This window comes from Methylobacterium sp. WL12 (assembly GCF_008039475.1).
In the GTDB taxonomy this organism is placed as follows: domain Bacteria; phylum Pseudomonadota; class Alphaproteobacteria; order Rhizobiales; family Beijerinckiaceae; genus Methylobacterium; species Methylobacterium cerastii.
The window spans coordinates 1-19730 of the sequence record NZ_VRUW01000087.1 but is presented as its reverse complement, the minus strand read 5'-3'; the positions used below and the strand labels follow the sequence as shown (position 1 = coordinate 19730).

Below are 19730 nucleotides of genomic sequence, written 5' to 3'. Positions count from 1 at the left end.
TCTGCACCGCCCACAACCTCCTCAAGCTGGCCAAGGCCAGTCACTGAGCCCAAAGCCGACGCCCACGTCTGCCCACACTTCCAACCTCATCCCACCGCGTAAACTCGTTACTCGGACGGGCTCCTAGATCAGCAGCCTGAACAGATGGCCCTTGCTGCATCTTTGCCGCCGTTTACCAGGCGATCCATCGCGGCCTCGCGATTGTAGTTCTGCGCATCAGAAGGCGCTGGATCTTGTCGGCTAGTCGTCGATCCTCTCCCCGCGGACGTTGCACCGGTCTCTGTCACATCCCTGTCGATCAACTTGTGAGACCGGCTGGCCAGTGCCGTCGATTTCGAGTGATCCACGGAGTGCACGGGCTCGGTAAGCGAGCGGGCGCGTGCGGGGGCTCCCAGCATTGCAGTAGGGTCCACGCCACGTCGGCCATTGTTCGCCTGTGGCGTCAGGAGGGTGCCAGGAATGACCACAGGCGTGAGGGCAGTGCTCCGGTCGAGTGGAGGCGCTGGATTTGCGACGAACGGTGTTCCAGCACCGGGTAGCGCAACCGAAGGCAACGAGCTGTAGGCGGTCGACCCCAACTGCAGCCTTGAGCAGCCGCCCACAGCGAGCAGAACCAATCCGAAAGTCGCGATCCGCTTCACCATTATGGTCGCCCCGATGCGATACCCGACCTTTCTGGGCGAGCTTCAGCTTGGCTATTAACCCTTGGGTGCTCGCGAGGTTCAACCCGCAGATCTGGCATAGGGTGTCCTGGGATCGAAGGCGTTGAGCCTAACGGGTTTAGGCGCCGCTGCATCTCCCTGCCAGCCTTGAAGACCAAGGCGCCCTCGGCCGAGACCGACACCGGCGCTCCGGTCTTCGGATTGCGTCCCTCTCGCGCCTGCCGCTCCTTCACCGAGAACGAGCCGAACCCGCGGATCTCCACCCGATCGCCCGCCACCAGTGCGTCAGCGATGCGGCCGAGGATGGCATCGACCACCGCTTCGCAGTCCTTTTCGTAGAGATGCGGGTTCTGGGCAGCGAGGCGCAGGACGAGGTCGGACCGGATCATGGCGCCGGAATGCGGATGCCAACGCCGCCTGGCAAGCCTCGACGTGTCCCTCGCCGTTGACTTAGCCGGGCCTGCCAGCCGACATGCCATGTCCGGCTTGTGCGCGCCTTTTGGCGAGTCGTGAGCCGGCAGAGACAAGGGACCAAGGCCGCGAGAAAGACCTAAGCCCAAAACGCCAACGGCCCCACCCCGGCAAGGGTGAGGCCGTCGAAATCGATGGGTCTGTGGAGACCGTTTCCAGCTCCCCAGACATCATAGCTCCCGCCGGGAGTCAATCGGGATCATTTCCCGAAACGATGGCGCTTTGCCTTTTGCCGGGGACAGCTACCGCTGCGCCCCCTGCTTTGACGCGGCCCGAGCAGGGCTGTGAGCGATGAACTATGCCTATGAGATCCGCCGGCAGGCGGAGGCGGCCTCGCGCGCCGCGTTGCCGGCTGTCGCGTCCGCGCTGTGGAAGGCGTTCGGAGAAGGGCACCTGACCGAAGCCGAAGCTGAGGCGCTGTCCGGGTTGATCGAGGCGCGGCAGGGTTCGGCGCGGCCTGCGGCAAACATGGGAAACGCCCAAGTTTTGAGGTCCCCCGTTTCGGGGAGCGCCAATGCCGAGATCCCCAGTATTGCATCCGGCCTCACAGGAGCCCCCAGGAGCCGCGCGGGCTCCCGCCCGCGTACGGATGCCTCGATGGAGCGCCGTCGCCGCTGGGCGGCCTCTGGGCGGCTTCCTCCAGGTATTGCAGCACGGTTCACGCTGGCAGAGCAGGCGGTGCTAGCCGTGATCGCGGTCGAGGTCGCAAAGCGGGGCGACTGTCGCCTAGCTTTGGATCATGTCGCGGCACTGGCAGGCGTAAGCCGTGCGACTGTCCGCAATGCGATCCGGCAGGCCAAAATGCTCGCCCTCGTAACGGTCGAGGAACGGCGCCTCGCCCGCTTCCGCAGCGACACCAACGTGGTCTGCATCGTGTCGCGGGAGTGGACGGCCTGGCTGCGGCTGGCGCGCAAGGCAGGCCAATCCAAATTTGGATCGACCTCGCCCGCCGCGATGCCCAAGGGGGGAGGGCGTAAATCCGTGAGCGGCACGAATACTCCTGTTCCCTACCCTGTGAATTCAGAGGCTCAGAAACGTCGAAAGAGCTGCCGAGGAGTGGAGATCAGGGCAATCGGCAGGACCTCGTCCGGGACGTAGCGTCAGGTAAGGGAAGCCGAGCCTTGCAGCGAAAGGGTGAGAATGAACGACACATCCAGTGATGCGATAGCGCCGCGTGTAAGCTTAGCAAAAGTGACCGAAGTTCAACGCTTGGGCTCAACCCTCGCTGCGCGCGTTAGATATGCTCAAATGGTAAGAAGACCCATCCCGACCGAGCAAATTATTGCCTTGATCCAGGCCGCACGATTGCTTGTAGAATACGAAGCACCATGGCCGCCACTTATGAGGCAGGTAGTGAGTGATCTTACAAATGTTATACGGACGCCGTAGATACGACTAGAAAATCTCGGCCAAGCACAGGTGCGAACTGTGCTCTCTGAGAAACACCTCTTTCTTTCCAAGCTCCACTTGCAAAAGAAGGCTCCTCATTCACCACGACGCTGGTAAGCAGTCTAAATAAGCGATTAACAAAAGGCCCTCGGTCTAATTGGGCCTCAGCTATCTGTGGGAGGAAGCCCGATGGACACGGCTAAGAAGTACCTTTGGCAGGGCTTGTCTCCCCTGGACGCTCCGACGGACGCCCCCCTCTCCGAGACGTCCTCGAACAAAGTGGTGCAGATCCTCGCGCCCGTCAGCGACGTCGCTGAGCCGTCACCTTCACCGCCTCGATCCTTGCTCCGGGATTGGTCCAAGCTGATCGACCGGGTTCGTGATGCCGCCAACCATGCCCGCGAGGTCGAGGCTCAGGCGCAGGAGCAGGAGCTACGCGTTCGGCAGCTGCTGGATCAGACGCGGGAAGATATGCGGAACGCTGTCGCACGGGTTCGGGCCGCTGAAGCACGCACTGCCGAGATCCAGAGCCGTGCTGACGCCCTACTCAAAGCCGCCGACGAGAAGGTGAAAGCCGCCGAGGAACGAGCCCGGATCGCAGAGGAGTGGCTGACCCGTGTCTACGACACGATCGCGAGTGAGTTCGCTATCGAACCGGCTGCCAAGCAGATAGCCTGAAGCGGTGGTGCGGAGCGGCTGATGGTCTGCTACAGCGCCCGCCTCTCGACGCTCGCGCGCCGCGGCGGTCGCGAACGCCGGCAGGCTGCCCAGCACAGAGAGCACGCGATGACAGGTCGGTGTGGGCCAGTTCCCTGCACCGTGCCCGTGAAGCCTCGGGCCGGGCGGTCGTGTGAAGGTCGATGCAGTGGGGAACAGGAACCGTCGGCGCCGGCTTATGGCCCGCTTCGATAGCTTCCGTCGGGAACTTGATAGTGGCGGGCGCTCTGAAGGCCCCGAGACCAGTCAGGCGAACCAAAAACCGCTGGGCTGGTTAGGGCTTCATGCAGAAGCCAAGGCATAGATCTGAGTGTTCTTGTGCGCGCCTCAGCGACAGGATCGCTTTCAACGTCATGCTCGACGAGTTCGCGATCGCGGCGATGTCCGAAGCCGTTGCGGATCTGCGTGACGCGAATGATCCTGCTGTGCCCGACCTTGAGCACACGATCCGAACCCACCGCATCAGCATCTTGAAGCAGCGTGCCATCCTAGGTGCTGCTGGGATCGAAGTGTGATGGAGCCGAACCCCGTCTACATCGTTCGAGGCGCCACGAAAGGCGGCACCGTCACCTACCGATGCCCATCGCCCGAATGGGCGGTGAGAAAGTATCGCGACATGGTCGGTCGCGAATTATCGGACGTGACGATCACAGGGCCGGACGGGAGCGTGCTGAGCCTCGCCGAACTGGAAGGCGTCTCGGTCGAAGCATCCGTCCCGAAGGCCTGCGTTGCAGCTCACCAGTCCTAGGCTCACCGATCGTTTTTAGGGCTACCTCGAACCTCGCTGCCCGCTCCTGTCCGAGAACCAAGGCAAGCCAATCTTAGGGTGATGGTGGCGGCCCTGCCATGGGGTGAAAGCAGGGCCGCCGCAGCGGATCAAGAGGACCCGCTGGCTGCGGATGCAGCGGGGTCGATAATGGATCAGACGGGTTGCCGAAGGATGAGCGATGACACGGCAGCGGTGATCCTGGCGCTCGCTACCGAGAACGCGGAGCTGCGCGCGGCGCTAGCCGAGGCACAGGAGCTGCTGATCGAGACCGCCGTCGATGCCGGCGAGATGCACGCCCGGCTTGAGGAGGTGCAGCGGGACTTGGACGTGGCGCGTGCGGACCGCGATGCGTGGATGGAGCAGCGCGCGATCTGGAATGAGGCGGGCCGGAGCCCGTACTGTTAACTTGGTTCGGCCCGCCACCCATCCAGCCTTGGTTGGAAGGCGAGGACAGGGGTGCGTTAAGCACTAAGGGCCGAACTACCGCTATCGGCGGCTAATACGCATTTCATTCCGAGAAAAAAACGCTAAAGCGATGCCCATATGAAGCCTTGTATCAGCCCTTGTTGCGGGATCGTATCACCCAAGACTTGTGGGATGCGACAGCACGAACAACGGTCCGCTTAATAAGCGCTTGTAATGTCCTAAATACCGCGCGGAACGCATCTATGATCGCGGCCTGCTCAGCTCGATGGATCTCAATCCGATCAGTCAGCGCCTGTGCTTCCAGGGCTATCAAGCTTTCCAAGCGTCGCATCGACCATCTCGTGGAGGTTCGCCATGAGACGGTACGTTTCCTTCGCGCTTGAACCAAAGGAAAAGGCGCGTCTGGGTTAATTCGATACTGGAAAGTGTTCGATGAAACGCACGCCGTCCCATAATTCGATAGCATGCCCGTTCACGAGGGCTTTCGCCTCAACGATTGCGGTCGGATCATCGCCAACGTGCAAGCGGGTCATCCCAAGGACTTCACCGCTCTTTCCCAAGAGGATGGCGCGGTAGCGCGGTGGCGTTGGCAGCTTGTCCAGCCCATCAAAGCCAAGCCCTCTCTCGCCCGCCATTTGCCCCTCCGTCGCTTCGTCCAATCGCCTTGCCAGGAAGCAAGAGATCGGGGCAACCGTATTTTATACTGATTTAGATTGGAAAAAGGCGCGCCGGGTTAACGGCGCGCCAAGATGGGGTCGAATGACCCGAATAAGGGTCTTGGTCTAACTACCAAAAAGCTTGTCGATGTCGGCTCACAAGTCCGTGTCCGCCGTGCGCTTGGGCATGTAGGCGACGCAGGAGGCAGCCCTGCATGAGGGGACAAAGCAGGGCCGCCACAGCGGATCAGGGCGGATCTGCTGATCCGCAAATGCCGCGCGGACCGTATTGCAGCCGATTGAAATGCAAGCGGCCCTTGCCGCAATCCGGTCACAAGTGTGGCAGGCAAGATACATCCTCCGGAACTTGATGGGGCTATCCTCAGGCCAGATCGGGCAATCTGAAGGGGTTCAGGCCATGAAGAAGCTTCTCACGACACTCGCCGCCTTTACGGCACTCACTGCTGCCGCTTCCGCCGCTGACCTGCCGCGTCGCGCTCCGCCGCCGGTGTTCACGCCGGTGCCGGTGTTCACCTGGACTGGTTTCTACTTCGGTGTGAACGCGGGTTACGGTTTCGACGCCTCAAGCCGCAGCAACGCTGCAACGGTCGTCAACGTCGCTCCGGGCACGGCCGTCGCGGCCGCCGTCCCGACCCAGATCGCCTTCGGTGGCACGGACTCGACCGACGGCTTCACCGGCGGTGGCCAGGTCGGCTACAACTACCAGTTCACCCCGGGCTCGGGTGTCGTGATCGGCATCGAAGCCGACGCTCAGTACGTCGATTTCGGCCGTAACCGGAACCGCTACCTCGTGACCCCGGGCTTCGCTCTGGCACCTGGCGTTCAGGCGTTCAGCCCGAACGGCGTCTCTAGCCTCGACTTCTTCGGCACCGTGCGCGGTCGCCTCGGCTACGCCTTCGACAAGGCCCTGTTCTACGCCACCGGCGGCTTCGCCTACGGCGCTGGCGGTGGTCGCGAGTTCGGCCTGCCGAACAGCAGCCGCGACGATTTCCGTACCGGCTGGACCGTTGGTGGTGGTGTCGAATACGCCCTGCCGACCGACTCGTTCCTGAACTTCTTCCGCTCTTCGGCCGTTACGCTGAAGGTAGAAGGCTTGTACGTGAACCTCGATCAGAACAACCGTCTGAATGGCGCTTACGCAACCAACGCTGCTGGCGCCGTATTCTTCGCTCCGGGCTACGTGGCTCGCCGCAACGACACCGAGTTCGCCGTCGTCCGCGCCGGCCTGAACTACAAGTTCGGCTCGTACTAGGACCTTCGGCCACTTTCTTGGCCTAGAGATCCCCAGCCCGATCAGACTGGCCGCTAGGTCAAGCAGCGCCTCAGGAGTTCAGCTCCTGGGGCGTTCGTCGTTTGAATTGGATTTCGAGCACGTGACGACAGGCAGGCGCGTGCCAGTTCCCTGCGCCATGTCTATGAAGCCTCGGGTCGGGTGGTCGTGTGAAGGTCGATGCAGCGGGGAACAGGAACCGTCTGCGCCGGCCTATGGCCTGCTCAAAGGTCATCTCATGCTCAACCAACGAGGCCATGAGGGGCGCTCCGCGTTTCGGCGGAGCGCTTGGATCGGTCAGTAGAAGTTTCGACGGCCGTAGCCGTAGCCGCGCCCCCCGCCGTAGCCGCGGCCATAACCGCCATAGCCCCGGCCGAAGCGCGGTCCGCCGTAGCCACGGCCACCATAACCGTAGCCACCACGATAGCCCCGACCGTAACCGCCACGGCCGTAACCACCGCGACCATAGCCGTAGCCGAACTGAACCGGCTCGACTGCAGGTGCCGTCTTGGGGATGGCTGCGACCCCAATCTGCGCGGCGGAAGCCGGAGCAGGTGCGAGAGATAAACCTGCGATAAGCAGGCTCAGTGCCAGAAACATGGTCTTCAGCAAAGGGTTACTCCCTGTGAGCGCGCAGCGTTCGACCTGAGCGTTCGAGACCCTATCAGGTGTCGGTCCTGTCACCAGCACGCTGGTTCAGCAGGTGCCAGGAGGTAACGCCACTCTCGGTCAGCCGCTGACCCCTAAGCCTGGTACTCCCTGCGTTACTCCTATTCAGCAGCTGACAGGTCTGCCGCCGGCTTCGCTACGATTAAGGCAACCCTTGCAGGGGTCTGTTTCACCGAAACGTAGGGGCCACGGTTATCATTCAGCCGCCGCCCTTCGGCGTACCAACGCTGGGCGAGCCAACCGTCGAGGTCGTCGATCACCCCTGCGGCATGCCTGGTGAAGATGTCCCGAGCGGCCCCGCGATCGAAGCCAGCCTTCTTGAGCATCCTGGTGGTCGCGCCTCGCAGCTGCGCCCTTTCCTCGACGCTGACCTTCGGCGCGTTGAACATCATCAGGAGGACGTAGTAGGCGGCGCGCGCCATGTCGTCCCGGCGCGGGGCGTTCTTCCCCCGACGCTTGGCATCGGACCGGCCCTGCGCCTCGGCATGGCGCTCGTTGCGCTGGATCTCGTACTTCGAGAGGGGCACCGTCTTGATGGCGGCGGTGTCGGTGGTGGTCGCGAGGGACATCGGTATGGCTCCGGTTGATAGAGCCCCGATGATCTCGTCGCAGCACGAAAGTCGAAATGGCCTGAGCGGTCAGCAGTCAAAAATAATTTGCATCAGCCGCTGACCGGATCGGGTTGTGCCTTTCCCTCTCAGCCCGTGTGCGCACGAGGTCGGGCCGATGTCGGCCTAGGAAAACACCGGGGGCGGCCCTGCTAAAGGGGGGAAAAGCAGGGCCGCCACAGCCGATCGGGGGGATCTGCTGGCCGCTGATGCAGCGACATCCACGGTAGATCAGACAGGTTGCTGAAGGATGAGCGACGAGACGACGGTTCTGGTCCTGGCGCTCGCGACGGAGAACGCGGAACTTCGCGCTGCGCTGGCCGAGGCGCAGGAGCTGCTGATCGAGACCGCCGTCGATGCCGGCGAAATGCACGCCGAAAACGAGGCGCTACGTGCGCAGATCGCAGCGTTTCAGGGTGGGCGGATTTAGCGTCAGGATCGTATGCGTTGCGCGATGGTCCGACCGATCTCGAACAGCATCAACTCGGAGAGCCGTAACAGACCTCGATCACCGACCCGGCCGACTGCCTTGTGCGCATCGATGCAGCGGTCCACCGCTTCGATCAGCGGGTCAGGCTTGTCAGGTTGTTCCGCCCCAACCACCAGAAACGGACCGCGATGGGTGTCCGTCGTGTCGATGTAGGCGCCACGCCCACGCATCACCCCGTTTGCATCTGCCGCAAGGTAGCCGCGGTTGAGTATCCAGCGGACTTCTCCCGTCTCAGTGACGATACGAAACTCGGTCGAGGTAGACCCACCTGTCCGCCGGACACGGCGGATGCGGTCGAACACCCAGTCGCGATCATCCGGATGTGTGCGTCCTAGAGCGATGTCGAGGGGTATTGGTCGTCCGGCGAGATCCACGTTGCCAGCGAGCAGTCGGGCGGCGCCTTCATCAAGCACGGACAGCGCTGCTGGTACGTTCGTATTCCAAGTCCCGACGATACCTGCCGCTTTGAGGGCTGGGTCAATCGTGGCTATCGACGGCATTGCTTCCCCCCCCCAGACTGCTCCGTCGAAGGAGCATGACACTGACCAAGATATCTCAGCCTGCGCCACTCGATGAGCCTATGCCCTCACTACAGGTTGTCTGTGTGGCATATAGGACAACTTCTCGTGAGGGGGCGGCATTGCGCAGTTCACCCCCTGGCTCACGATCGGGCATAGGGTCATTTGAAGCGATGGCCCCGACTGACACCAATCACGCCCTTCGCCGGATTGCTGACGCCTTGGAAATGCCCGTCAGTGTGTTCACTGACTCTCACGCGGCTCGCCCGACCGATCCTTCTGTCAACGCTGTCGAACTGCTGCAGTTGTTCGATCGCATTCCTGACGAACAGAAGCGCCGCGAGTGCATCGAGTTTGTTCGGAGAATGGCTCGCTGAGAGCCATATGTGCGTTCAGGCTTACTAACCAGACATCGGGACCGAAGAGCGGACCCCTGACTTTCGTCTGAAACCACAATAAGCCTTGATGGTTTTTCCGCCTCCGGGTCTAAATAGATCAAGCTTCGATACTCACTTCATGATCCGCCTCAACATCTTGTCGGATGAATGAACGAGGTTTGATCCAGGCCCGGTCGCCTACCTTCACTGGGCCAAGTACTAAGACGCGAGCCTCAATTACTACATCATCTCCGATTACCGGCAGTCCTGGGCCGCCGCCGATATCCCCCTCAGGTTTTTTGTACAGTCCACCGATCCCTACCAGCATTCCGAGTGTGACGTTTTTGCCAACCGCCCCGGCGATCACAATCCCGGCTGGATGAGGCAAGAACAAGCCGCCTCCGATCCGGGTTGATGGAGGGAGGTCGGCTTTCGTCCAGGCGTGATTGACCAGCCAGAGGAACCACGCGGCTTCGCGCCAGCCGCGCTCGTGCGCAAAACGTGAAAGCCGGTGCAGCAGAATGGCATGGTAGCCGCGGTTCAGACGTGGGTAGGCGTGCCCATGCCTTGCCCAGTGCTGCCGATCTGCGCGCAAGGCAGCTGCAACATCAGACCACGACGGCTTCGAACCGGGCAGCATCAGATATCTTCCAAAGGTGCCGGGCTAAGCATGCTTGCGTCAGCCACAACCGCATTCTCACACAACCAGAGCGCGATTGTAAAAAGTCAAATGCTCTTCTGGTTGAAAATTTCTTTCTGTCTGTTGTGATGTGCGATCGGAGCAATCGGCAAACCGTGGCCGAACTGGCGACCAGCTGATGACTCAATCCGCTCGCAGAAACACCCCCTCCACCCGCCAGGTAAGCTGGAATAGCTCGGCCGGTTAGCTTCGAACCAGACTTGTTGCTCCGTATCTCCGCCGCGGTCGTCGCTCCCTACGAGAACATCGACACGGGTAAGGCTGGGCCGCGATAAGGATTGCTGGCACGTTGGCGCCGCCTACCGCGGTTCCTGGACCCTAACGTTGCCGGCGGCCCCGCTCCTCGTGCGCCACCGCTTCAACTGCTGCGATCACGTTCTCAAGCTCCGCGATCCGCTTCAGCGTGCTGTCCGCCGGCATCGTGTCGTACTGAGCGGCTTCCATGATGAGGTCGCGCTGGCGGGCTTTGAGACGGTCCAGAAGGGCTTCGAGCTTGTCCATGGCGCGCTGTAGCGATGCGTGGTCACCTCGACAACATGGCGTTGCGAGCCGGGTAGTAGGTTAGTTCGAAATCCTATCGAAGTTGACCCGGCCACAATAGGCGCGCACCCGCGTGGCATGACCCAGGGTATGACAAGTGACACGAAACGCGGCCATGTGATCTCGGTGTTCCCAAGCGACCAACAGCCGGGCTCCTATCGGTGGAGCATCACGGCGTTGTCCTCCGCATCGGTAACCCAGTCGCCCTATGCCTTCGCAACAGCGTTAGGAGCAACAATGTCCGCGGAATGCTGGCTGCGGGAGATCGCAAAGAGAGGCAGTGAATGACCGCTCAGGCGCCCCTCGCGATAACTTCGACCTCAAATCACGGTTCCAGATTGGCCTCAGCCAGGGTCGATCCTCACGTTTCCGCGGGGTCGCAGGAAACGGTTTGACGGTGACATTAGCCGCTGCTTAAAGCCGCCCGTTCCGCTCGTCGGACGGATGGGCCGGTGGGGGATCGGTTACCCGGTTGCGCCGCAAGCGCTTCATAAGCTCGGTTCAATTCCGAGCCCGGCCCTCCAGCGCTCTCCATCGCTGGGCGGCGACCGGCAGGCCCAGCCTGACAGGTGGGATCACCATTGGTCCACGCTGTGGTTGCCTAGTCACAGATCAGCCGCGAAAAACCTGACATAAAACAGCGTCAGAACCTATCAGGGGCGCCTGTGCAGGCTAATTTCGCTTCTAAAACCAAGCTCGATGTCGATAAGATCAGAGGCACGCTCTGCTACGGGGCGCTTATCGTCGGGGTGATAGCCAACGCTGTATGGGCCGGTTGGCTGACATGGAAAGCTGGTACGGCGGCTTGGGCCGTCGCAGAGCTGCTTCGATAGGAGAGGGATTAGCCCGGTAGGCTGCCTCTCATCATTGAGGCAGTAAGAGCCAGCGTGACGATGACGAGCAGGATGGCGCCTCGCATTGTGCGAGCGGGCATCTCAGAAGAACCCACGCAGCGGCGCGCCGCCGAGGCCAGCAAGGCCAAAGTTCATCGGGCCAATGCCGCCGATGGTCTGAATGCCGACTGGTCCTGGAGCAAAGCTGGTGCCGGGGACCGGTGCAATGCCTAGCCCAGCCTGAATGCCGGCGAACTGCCGCGCGGCGTTGCCAGCACCCACGGCATTAAGCTGGTTCGCCTGCGCCGCGCCCTGGTTCGCAAAGGCGATGTTCGTGTCGTTGCTCGCAGCCAAGCGCGCGTTGGCAGCGTACTGCTGATCGAGCTGCCCGCGAAGGAAGGCCATCTCACTGGCCTGCGGGTTGAAGCCCCCACCACCGTATTCTCCGCTGTAATCGCCCTGCCCGCTCGAAAAGTCCTCGCTTGCGGTGGGTTCAAACCCAGGAGACAGGTTAAAATCCTTGGTCCCGGCAGCGAAGTCCTCACCGCCGCCGGCACCGCCGCTACCGCCACCGAAGCTGTTCGCATCAAACCCACCGACGTTCTGGCTTGAGAAGCCATAGGGGTCGATGCCCCCACCGCCGCTCTGCCCGCCACCCGCCGGGTAATAGCCTCCCGTCGACTGCGGCTGAGCACCAAGGCCACCGCCAAAGTTGCCCCCTGAGAAGCTGTAGGGGCTAGGCGCATTGTATCCGCCGCCAGACCCCAGCCCGAATGCCCCGTTCCCCATTGCCCCAAGCCCTTGCGAGACATTCGAGCCTGAGAAGTCCATAGGCCCCGGCGCGGGCGCATACGGCGTGATGCCTGCGCCGAAATTGCCAGGAGACACACCACCGGAGAAGTCAGCGGCCCGCCCTTCGTGCGCGCCATACTGGATATAATGTTGCAGCGCGCTTACCCCGGATGCGGCAGCGTCTGGATTGGCGTTGAAATACTGGCTCGGATTGAAGCCCTGATTGATGCGATCTCCGGCCGTGTCTAAGGCGCGCCCCTCGTTGAAGCCGTAGGTGAGGTAGTGCTGCAACGGATCGACGTGCTGAGCGGCGACATCCGGGTTCGCGGCGAGATAGTCGGCTGCGTTGAAGGTGCCGTGGAACGAGCCCGGCCCCACGCCTGCGGAGACGTTCGGGCCGGTCGGGGCCGGAGAAAGAGGCGAGCCGAAGTCCGCGTTGATTGAGGCCGGCGTTGCGATCGGATTGCCAGTATCAACGGGTGAAAGCGGCGAACCGGAGAAGTCGGCATTGATCTGACCGGGGATGAAAATCGAAGCGGCAGGATCAAGCCCGAGTGAGCCGACGCTCGCGGGCTGATAAATGCCCGCGCCAAAACTGCCAGGACCAACCCCGCCCGAAAAGTCGGCCGAGCGCCCCTCGTGGGCACCGTATTGCAGGTAATGCTGAAGGGGGTTCACGCCCGAGGCGGCGACATCCGGGTTGGTCTGAAGGTACTGGCTGGGATTGAAGCCTTGGCTGACCCGATCGCCCTGCGGGTCTAAGGCGCGCCCTTCCTGAAACCCATACGTCAGATAGTGCTGGAGCGGATCGACGTGCTGAGCGGCAACGTCGGGATTGGCCGCCAAATAGTCCGCTCCGTTGAACGTCCCATGGAACGTGCCTGGGCCAACGCCTTGAGAGACGTTCGGACCGGTCGGCACGGGGTTGAGCGGCGAGCCGAAGTTGCCCTGGATTGCATCAGGATATGCAATCGGGTTCCCGGCATCGATCGGCGACAACGGCGAGCCGGAGAAGTCCGCGCTGATCGGATCAGGAGCGCTGTTCGCGTTCCCCGTGAAAGGATTGGCGTTGGGGGTGAGCGGACGGCCCTCCGCCTGTCCGTACCTCAGCCAATGCTGCAAGGGATCGACGCCAGCAGCGGCCACGTCCGGGTTGGCAGCAAGGTAGGCAGAGGGGTCGAACCCGCCACCGAATGCGGTCGCTGAGGTGTCGGGGTAGGAGTCGAGCGGCTGGCCTAGGCTCCCATTCCCGACGCCACCCGAGGCATCTGCGGCCGAGAAGCCGAAAGGGTTGATCGTCGGCGACTGCCCTTGCGTGCCGAGAGGTCGCCCCTCAGCCTGGCCGTATCGGAGCCAGTGCTGAAGCGGGTCTACGCCGGCCGCGGCGACATCGGGATTGGCTGCGAGGTAAGCCGAGGGATTGAACCCACCGGCAAAGCCAAGGCCGCCGCCCGTCTCCATCGTGCCGTTGAACTGGCCGAAGGAGCCCGGATCGCCGCCGCCGACGTTGAAACCATTGCCGAAGCCATCAATGGACTGGTTCGGGATGATGCCCGAGCCAAGCGAGCCATTGCCGACGTTGCCCGCGAAATTGCCTTGGCTGAACCCAAAAGGGTTGCCAGTTTCGACGGTTCCAGCGGCGTTGCCGAGACTGCCGTTGCCCTCGCCGAAAAAGTCCCCAGGCCCCTGTGTGCCAATCCCTGGGTTCAGCGGAGAGCTTGCGTCATACCCCGCACCGGTATTGGGGTTATACATTTGCGGGTTGGCGGCGTAGAAAGCGTTCTTGTCCTTAAAATACTGCCCAGTTTCTCCCGAGAAACGATGGCTGCCGATATCTTGATAGTTCTCATTGCCCCCGCCGTCGCGGTAGAACTTATTTTGGAAAGACCCGTCCTCGGCTGATTTTGGGGTCTGGTAGAAGGTTGCTCCCTGGGAGATGCCCTGCCAGCCGCCTTCACCCGCCAGGTACTCGTCGTAAATTTTCGCGATCTGGTCGTACTGCTGGCGCTCCGTTCCAGAGGTTGCGTCACGCCCCTGCAAGGCTCGCGCGGCTCTAGCAGCATTCCCCGCCTCGGCCGGCGTCCCCTTCCAGGTGTTATACTGATTGCCTCTGTTGGCCGTAACGATGTCCTGAATGCTAGGCGAGTTCGCCTCATAATACCCCGGCGCGCGTCTTCCAGACATGATCGCGGCTTGACGGTTGAAGATGCTGTCAATGATGGCAGCTTGGCCCTGAGGAGAGCCACGGTTATCTTCGCCAAGTACAGTGGCAATCATGTAGTCGCGCTGGGTCGGCATCAGTATACCTCAGAAGTGGCTTAAAACGTCATCGCTTACGACAGCCAACGGCCTTGACCTGAAGGCTCGAAAGCGGGCCATCCAGAACGTCGATTGCTGTAAGGTCGCCAAAGAAATGCTTCTCTCTGGTCTTGTCCCGAGCCTGCCAGTCGGTTTTCTTCTCAGGGCCGCGTTCCGACCATGACATCGCTGTTACTGCGGGACTCGAATGCGAGGCGAAATGGCGCTCAACAATGATGCGCTCTTTCCCGTCATCGAGAAGCAAGGTGAGATTGGCGATTTGCGTCGGCTCGCTAAAGCCTTTTTCTTCTATCGACCTGAAATTGCTTGCCTGACTGCGAACGATAAACTTTCGCCCGACAAGGTCAGGGCGTGTAATTTCTGTGCCGTACAGACGCGCTCCGGTATCGACAGCCTGATAGACTGCCCGATCAATAGGGCACCCCTTGGCCTCAGCTACTCCGCCCGCGAGAACAACACCGACGAGACCCACTAGCAGCTCGCGCATCTGACTACTCCGTTTGCGAAGTAAAGATGCTGCCACGCTTGCCCCGGCACCAGAGTCTAGGCCGGATTTATTTGCGGGTCTGTACACTACCGTTGATCCGCTAACAGGCCAGAGCCCAAGCCGACCGGGCCGAGATCTGAGACCGGCCCAGGAGGGGCAAGGCGAGGCGCCCCACCATTGAAACTCTGCGCAGCCTTCCGGCTCGCTAGGCTGCCCTCCACGAAGCGCTGACCGACCCGGAGGCCGGCTGCAGCTCCGGCTCCGGCTCGGTCGATCCGTTCGGCAATCGCGGTGCGGATTAGCGTGCCGGGCCGAACACCCTCAGCGCGGGCAGCGGCGCGGATCTGGTCCCCAAGGCCAGCCGGAGCCTTAACCGTCACCGTAGTGGTCAAGCGAGGGGAGACAGGGGCACCCGTACCCATGATTTGGCTCCGTAACGTGGAGCCTAGAAAGTATTACAAGGCGCAGGCGCGGTCTAAGTATTTGTTTCATACCCAGTAAAACAGGCCATACCTAGCAACTCCGTCTACCCTGCGCTCACTATTTTCTTTTGTTTGACTGCCCTAGCGGCCCCATCAAGCGTTTTTGCGGCTTCTCGACCGTCGCTAGGGATAAGGCCCAAAACCTGAGCCGTTTGAAGCATCGTAAGGCCAGGATCTGCCTCCCCTTCCCCGTACAACGCAACTCGCTGAGCCGTAACAATCTGCTCGGCCAACATAGCAAAGCGCTTTTCCACCTTTGCGCGAAGCTGGGGATCTTCAGAGACGAACAGGTCCGCCATCAGGCCGCCGGGCTTTCTGAAATGCTCCTCTAATATCACCTGAAATGCAGAAAGAAGCGCCGCTCTAGATAGGTATGTAGGGAACCCCTCTTCCTCGAAAGAGACAGCTCCAAAAACCGCGGCGAGCGCCCTAATTATTTGTGATGATTTGTTGTTGCTAACGGATATTTCACACAAGCGTTCTGCTATTGGGTCGAATGCGCGCTCAAGTCTGAATTCAGCCTCCTGCGCCAACGAGCGGCCCGCCTTAGTTGCGGCCGCCTCCATCTTGGCTCGCAGCGCTGGGGTCGTCCGCATACCGAGCGGCGCCTTCTTGCCCTCGTCATCGTCAGAACGCCTGGACATTTTGTTCTCCTCTGCGCGCGTCGAGTGCGATTGAGTGCACTACCGCTAACACAGCCCTATTGTTAACGAAACACCAATGTGTAATGGTCTGCGCGACATTGGCCTTGGGCGTGCCTCAAGGCCAATGGCCTCACGATGGAGCTTCGCCATGCCGACGATCACGGAGATTTTGGAAAGAGCCCGCGCGGGCAAGAACGTGAAGGTGCCGCCCCTCGCTGAGGCGGTCGGACTGTCCGTGAACGGGTTCTACGCCGCGGTCCGTCGCGGCGACATCGAGGCAATCCGTGTCGGCCGAGCCGTCATGGTGCCAGGGCGTGAGGCGCTACGCCTTCTTAGCGCCGAGCAGCGGCCCGCCGCCTAACCCCGCCGCTGGCGGGCGTCGGCCCGCTGGCATTCGCAACCAGCCCCAACGCGCAAAAAAACGGCCCCGATAACGGGGTCACCGTCGCGGGGCCGAAAAGGCAAATCTCCTGTGACAGCACATAAGACATCCCGCCCCCGGCGGCAATCTAAATCCGTTCCGGCTCCCGCATACGACGGACCGGCACTTGAAGATCTGCGCACCCGCGCCGTCCTCACTCGCGTTCACAGTCCAGCGCTCGCCGCCGTGATCGCATCGCTGGCCTACGCCACGCCCGAGAACTTGCGAGGAGCGCGATGATCGGCGCCCCCACGATCCCTGAGAAGGTTCGACGCATAGTTCCCAGCCTGGGAAGTTCGGTAGACGGCGAAGCCCTTGGTGCTTGCCGTGCCATCGGCCGGACGCTCGGCACGGCTGGGCTCGACTTCCATGATCTCGCGCGAGCCATCCCGACCGGCTCGGACCTCGTTGATAATATACACGAGGTTCGGCGCCCGGCTCCCAAGTGGGACGCCGCGCAGTGGCGCTCAGCATCGACACGACCGGCGCCGGAATACCGGCCGAGCCGCCGCAAGACCTTCGTCTTCACCCCCACGCAGTCAGCCATCCACCGCCGAATGGCGCTGTACTGCCGCAACGCGGATCGGGGGCGCCTCTCCGATCGAGAGCGCGCCTTCATCGCCGAGATTTCGACATCCAAGCGCGAGCTGAGCGTGAAGCAACTCGACTGGCTGTCCACGATCACCGACCGCTTGGACATGCAGGACCGCCACCCATGACGGCAACCCTCGCCGAGATCGCCAGAGTCTTGAGAGGCAACGTTCACGGGAGCCAGGCACTTTGCCCTGGCCCCGGCCACAGCCCCAAAGATCGCAGCCTTTCGATCCGCCTCAGCGATGCGTCGCCGGACGGGTTCATCGTGTTTAGTCACGCGGGCGACGACTTCCGCGCCTGCCGTGATTACGTGGCGGACGCCCTCGGGCTCCCTGCCGACCGGTGGCGTCAGTCTTACGAGGCGGACCCGGCCGAGGTTGAGCGCCGTCGCGTCGCACGGGAGCGAGCCGAAGAGGTTGAGAGAGCCGCCGTGCTGCGCAGGCAGAGGCAGGCGCGCGCGATCTGGGATGCGGGCCGCGACCCGAGGAACACTGTTGTCGAGGTGTACCTGCGCTTGCGCTGCCTGGATCTGCCCGACGAGGTTGCTGGGGATGTCCTGCGCTACCACCCCGCATGCGCATGGGGCGAGGACACCGTGCCGGCCATGGTCGCGGCGCTGCGGTGTGTGCGGACGGGCGAGATCGTTGGCGTTCACCGGACGGCGCTGACCCCCGAAGGGACGAAGCTCGGACGCCGGATGCTCGGGACCGCAGCCGGTGCGGCTGTGATGCTCGACGCCGGGGATGCCGTCGCTGCCGACCTTACGATCGGTGAAGGTATCGAGACGTGTCTAGCCGCCAAGCAGATCGGCCTTAGCCCGGTCTGGGCGCTCGGCTCCACGGCCGGAATTGCCGGCTTCCCTGTCCTGCCCGGCGTCGGGAAGCTCACCATCCTCGGCGAGCGCGATGCGGGCGCCAGCGACCAAGCCTCTCGCGAGGTTGGAACCCGCTGGCATCGAACCGGCCGCGCTGTGGACATCGTGCTCCCGCGCGTCGGCAAAGATCTAAACGACCAAATCCGAGAGGCCCGTAAGCATGATGCATAGTGGCGTGCACGGCGTCCGCGAGCCTCTAGAGCGGAAACCCCTGGTTCCCTTCCCAGATCGGAGCAACGGCGCTCGCTTTCCTGGCGCGCAGCCGTTGGAGCGAGACCGCCTTGAGATCGCGCCGGCTCTGAGTGCGGCGCCACCGTTCCCGGTCGATCACCTGCCGCCCGTGATGCGCGGCGCCGTCGAGGCGTTGGAGTACCACGTCCAGGCGCCCCGCTCGCTCTGCGCCCACTCCATCCTCAGTGCGGCGATGCTGTCCGCCCAAGGTCTCGCCGACATCAAGGTCGAGGGCCTGCCGAAAGCCTGCCCGCTGTCGCTGTTCATGCTCGCGGTCGCGGTCTCGGGCGAGCGCAAGTCCGCCTGCGATAACCTCGCCCTGTCCGCAATCGGTGACGAGGAAGCTCGGCTCCGCCTCGATCACATCGAAGACCTACGCGACTTCAAAGCGTCCCACGCCGCCTATGAGGCCGAGAAGAAGAAGGTCGAGCGCGACGGCAAAATCGGCCACGACGAGCGCCGCCAGAAGCTTCGGGATCTCCGCGAGCCGGACCATCCGATCGCCCCCGTCATCCGCGCCAAGGAACCGAACCTCGAAGGGCTCCTGAACCTGCTTCAGATCGGCCGCGGCTCCATCGGCATCTTCACCAGCGAAGGCGGACAGTTCCTCGGCGGCCACGGGATGGGGCAGGAGGCCAAGACCCGCACCGTCACCGGCCTCTCCGAACTTTGGGACAGCGGGTCGGCGCAGCGGGTGCGGGCGCGCGAGACGCTGTTCCTCGTTGGCCGCAGGGTCGGCATCAGCCTCGCCGCCCAGCCGAGGGTCGCATCGTCGTTGCTCGCGGACGAGCTGGCGAAGGATCAGGGGTTCGTCGGCCGCTTTCTCGTGACGATGCCCGACAGCACGATCGGCCTTCGGGAGATCCGTGGCACCGACCCGGCCGGCGACGACCGTCTCGTAGCCTTTCAGCGCCAGTGCCGTCGCTGCCTTGGGGTTGGCCTCCCCATCCGGCAGAACACCCGCAACGAATTGGACCCGCCGATCCTCGGCATGAGTGTTGAGGCGCGCGGCCTCTGGCAACGGTTCGCGCAGGCCGCCGAGGACGAGTGCAAGCCTGGCGGAATGTGGGTGCCGGTGCGCTCGGCCGCGCTCAAGATGGCCGAGAACGTCGCGCGCATCGCCGGCATCCTGACCCTGTTCGAGGCGCCATCGGCCGCAAACCCCAGCCGGATCACCAATCAGGATCGCCACCTTGAGGTGACGGTCTCGGGAGAGATCATGGCCTCGGCCTGCGCCGTCGGCATGTTCTACCTGAAGGAAGCGCTGCGCCTGACCGGGCATGCGATCCTCGATCCCGAGACCCGCGCGCAGAACGACCTGGCTGATTGGCTGGTCGAGAAGGTGAAGCCGGGCAACCTGACGGCCCCTAGCATCATCCAGAAGATTGCACCGAGCCACCTTCGGACGGACGCCGGCACCATCCGGCGCCGCATTGAGGCTCTGGTCGGGTTCGGACGCTTGGAGCCCGCGAACCGGCAGGAGATCGAGGGGAAAGCGTACCGCGAGACCTACCGAGTGGTTGGGGAGGCGTAACAATGGATGCGCCCCTGTTCGACCCCTTTAAGGCACTGGAGGAGATCCGCCGGCAGGCTGGATCTGAACCAACCGCGGAACTTCCGCAAAAACTTCCGCAACCGTCTGCGGGAGTAATTAATCAACAGGAACAACAGCTTAAGGTTACTTCCGCAGCTTCCGCAACTTCCGCAAGGTCGTTGCGCGAAAGCGCGGGTGGGCGAGCCTGCGACCCCTCATTTCCCGCGTAAGTATAT

The 19730-nt window shown here is 62.5% G+C and carries 20 protein-coding genes and 1 pseudogene; 11 read left to right on the top strand and 10 right to left on the bottom strand.

Features of this window, described 5'->3' with window-relative positions; all coding sequences use genetic code 11:
• Nucleotides 1-778: 778 nt before the first annotated feature.
• Nucleotides 779-1051 (bottom strand): annotated as a pseudogene (locus FV226_RS22800) (HU family DNA-binding protein); the annotation flags it as partial.
• 373 nt (nucleotides 1052-1424) lie between these two features.
• On the opposite strand from FV226_RS22800, the gene FV226_RS22795 reads away from it, so the two are divergent.
• From FV226_RS22795 to FV226_RS22775, 5 genes are all read left to right on the top strand, one after another.
• Nucleotides 1425-2231 carry a helix-turn-helix domain-containing protein gene (locus FV226_RS22795; RefSeq protein WP_147764694.1) on the top strand — a complete coding sequence of 269 codons (807 nt, stop codon included), beginning with the start codon at nucleotides 1425-1427 and terminating at the stop codon, nucleotides 2229-2231.
• 480 nt (nucleotides 2232-2711) lie between these two features.
• Nucleotides 2712-3200 (top strand): hypothetical protein, encoded by a 489-nt coding sequence (locus tag FV226_RS22785; RefSeq protein ID WP_147764692.1) that lies wholly within the window; start codon nucleotides 2712-2714, stop codon nucleotides 3198-3200.
• A gap of 392 nt (nucleotides 3201-3592) precedes the next feature.
• Nucleotides 3593-3754 (top strand): hypothetical protein, encoded by a 162-nt coding sequence (locus FV226_RS28150; protein ID WP_187278828.1) that lies wholly within the window; start codon nucleotides 3593-3595, stop codon nucleotides 3752-3754.
• Nucleotides 3754-3987, top strand: coding sequence for a hypothetical protein (locus tag FV226_RS22780; RefSeq protein ID WP_147764691.1), 234 nt, complete (start codon nucleotides 3754-3756; stop codon nucleotides 3985-3987). Before FV226_RS28150 ends, FV226_RS22780 begins: the two co-directional genes overlap by 1 nt.
• 192 nt (nucleotides 3988-4179) lie before the next feature.
• Nucleotides 4180-4413 (top strand): hypothetical protein, encoded by a 234-nt coding sequence (locus FV226_RS22775; protein WP_147764690.1) that lies wholly within the window; start codon nucleotides 4180-4182, stop codon nucleotides 4411-4413.
• Between the two features lie 428 nt (nucleotides 4414-4841).
• Here FV226_RS22775 and FV226_RS22770 read toward each other — a convergent pair whose 3' ends face one another.
• Nucleotides 4842-5069 (bottom strand): hypothetical protein, encoded by a 228-nt coding sequence (locus FV226_RS22770; protein ID WP_147764689.1) that lies wholly within the window; start codon nucleotides 5067-5069, stop codon nucleotides 4842-4844.
• A 439-nt stretch (nucleotides 5070-5508) separates the two neighbouring features.
• On the opposite strand from FV226_RS22770, the gene FV226_RS22765 reads away from it, so the two are divergent.
• A complete protein-coding gene (locus FV226_RS22765) occupies nucleotides 5509-6363 on the top strand; it encodes an outer membrane beta-barrel protein (protein WP_147764688.1) in 855 nt (284 codons plus the stop codon).
• Nucleotides 6364-6678: 315 nt separating this feature from the next.
• Here FV226_RS22765 and FV226_RS22760 read toward each other — a convergent pair whose 3' ends face one another.
• Together FV226_RS22760 and FV226_RS22755 are read right to left on the bottom strand one after the other, a co-directional pair.
• The gene (locus FV226_RS22760) at nucleotides 6679-6993 is read right to left on the bottom strand and encodes a hypothetical protein (protein WP_246685343.1); all 315 of its coding nucleotides are present in this window, start codon (nucleotides 6991-6993) and stop codon (nucleotides 6679-6681) included.
• 158 nt (nucleotides 6994-7151) lie between these two features.
• Complete coding sequence (locus tag FV226_RS22755; protein ID WP_147764687.1) at nucleotides 7152-7619, bottom strand: hypothetical protein; 468 nt, start codon at nucleotides 7617-7619, stop codon at nucleotides 7152-7154.
• Nucleotides 7620-7908: 289 nt separating this feature from the next.
• Between FV226_RS22755 and FV226_RS22750 the strand changes: the two genes are divergently transcribed.
• A complete protein-coding gene (locus tag FV226_RS22750; protein ID WP_147764686.1) occupies nucleotides 7909-8088 on the top strand; it encodes a hypothetical protein in 180 nt (59 codons plus the stop codon).
• A gap of 2 nt (nucleotides 8089-8090) precedes the next feature.
• On the opposite strand, the gene FV226_RS22745 is transcribed toward FV226_RS22750, so the two are convergent.
• The 6 genes from FV226_RS22745 to FV226_RS22720 form a co-directional block, all read right to left on the bottom strand.
• On the bottom strand, nucleotides 8091-8648 hold the full coding sequence (locus FV226_RS22745; RefSeq protein ID WP_147764685.1) for a PAS domain-containing protein: 558 nt from the start codon (nucleotides 8646-8648) through the stop codon (nucleotides 8091-8093).
• Nucleotides 8649-9161: 513 nt separating this feature from the next.
• The gene (locus FV226_RS22740; RefSeq protein ID WP_147764684.1) at nucleotides 9162-9683 is read right to left on the bottom strand and encodes a serine acetyltransferase; all 522 of its coding nucleotides are present in this window, start codon (nucleotides 9681-9683) and stop codon (nucleotides 9162-9164) included.
• Nucleotides 9684-10061: 378 nt separating this feature from the next.
• A complete protein-coding gene (locus FV226_RS22735) occupies nucleotides 10062-10244 on the bottom strand; it encodes a hypothetical protein (RefSeq protein WP_147764683.1) in 183 nt (60 codons plus the stop codon).
• Between the two features lie 974 nt (nucleotides 10245-11218).
• On the bottom strand, nucleotides 11219-14206 hold the full coding sequence (locus FV226_RS22730; RefSeq protein ID WP_147764682.1) for a hypothetical protein: 2988 nt from the start codon (nucleotides 14204-14206) through the stop codon (nucleotides 11219-11221).
• Between the two features lie 28 nt (nucleotides 14207-14234).
• Entirely contained in the window at nucleotides 14235-14714 is a 480-nt protein-coding gene (locus tag FV226_RS22725; RefSeq protein ID WP_147764681.1) for a hypothetical protein, read from the bottom strand.
• A gap of 526 nt (nucleotides 14715-15240) precedes the next feature.
• Nucleotides 15241-15762, bottom strand: a complete 522-nt coding sequence (locus FV226_RS22720) for a hypothetical protein (protein ID WP_147764680.1) — start codon at nucleotides 15760-15762, stop codon at nucleotides 15241-15243.
• A 226-nt stretch (nucleotides 15763-15988) separates the two neighbouring features.
• Between FV226_RS22720 and FV226_RS22715 the strand changes: the two genes are divergently transcribed.
• The 4 genes from FV226_RS22715 (at nucleotide 15989) to FV226_RS22700 (ending at nucleotide 19494) form a co-directional block, all read left to right on the top strand.
• Nucleotides 15989-16201, top strand: a complete 213-nt coding sequence (locus FV226_RS22715; RefSeq protein WP_147764679.1) for an excisionase — start codon at nucleotides 15989-15991, stop codon at nucleotides 16199-16201.
• A 296-nt stretch (nucleotides 16202-16497) separates the two neighbouring features.
• A complete protein-coding gene (locus FV226_RS22710; RefSeq protein WP_147764678.1) occupies nucleotides 16498-16980 on the top strand; it encodes a hypothetical protein in 483 nt (160 codons plus the stop codon).
• A complete protein-coding gene (locus FV226_RS22705; RefSeq protein ID WP_147764677.1) occupies nucleotides 16977-17900 on the top strand; it encodes a toprim domain-containing protein in 924 nt (307 codons plus the stop codon). The genes FV226_RS22710 and FV226_RS22705 overlap by 4 nt, the downstream gene beginning before the upstream one ends.
• Nucleotides 17901-18072: 172 nt before the next feature.
• Nucleotides 18073-19494, top strand: a complete 1422-nt coding sequence (locus tag FV226_RS22700) for a YfjI family protein (protein ID WP_187278827.1) — start codon at nucleotides 18073-18075, stop codon at nucleotides 19492-19494.
• Nucleotides 19495-19730: the final 236 nt, after the last annotated feature.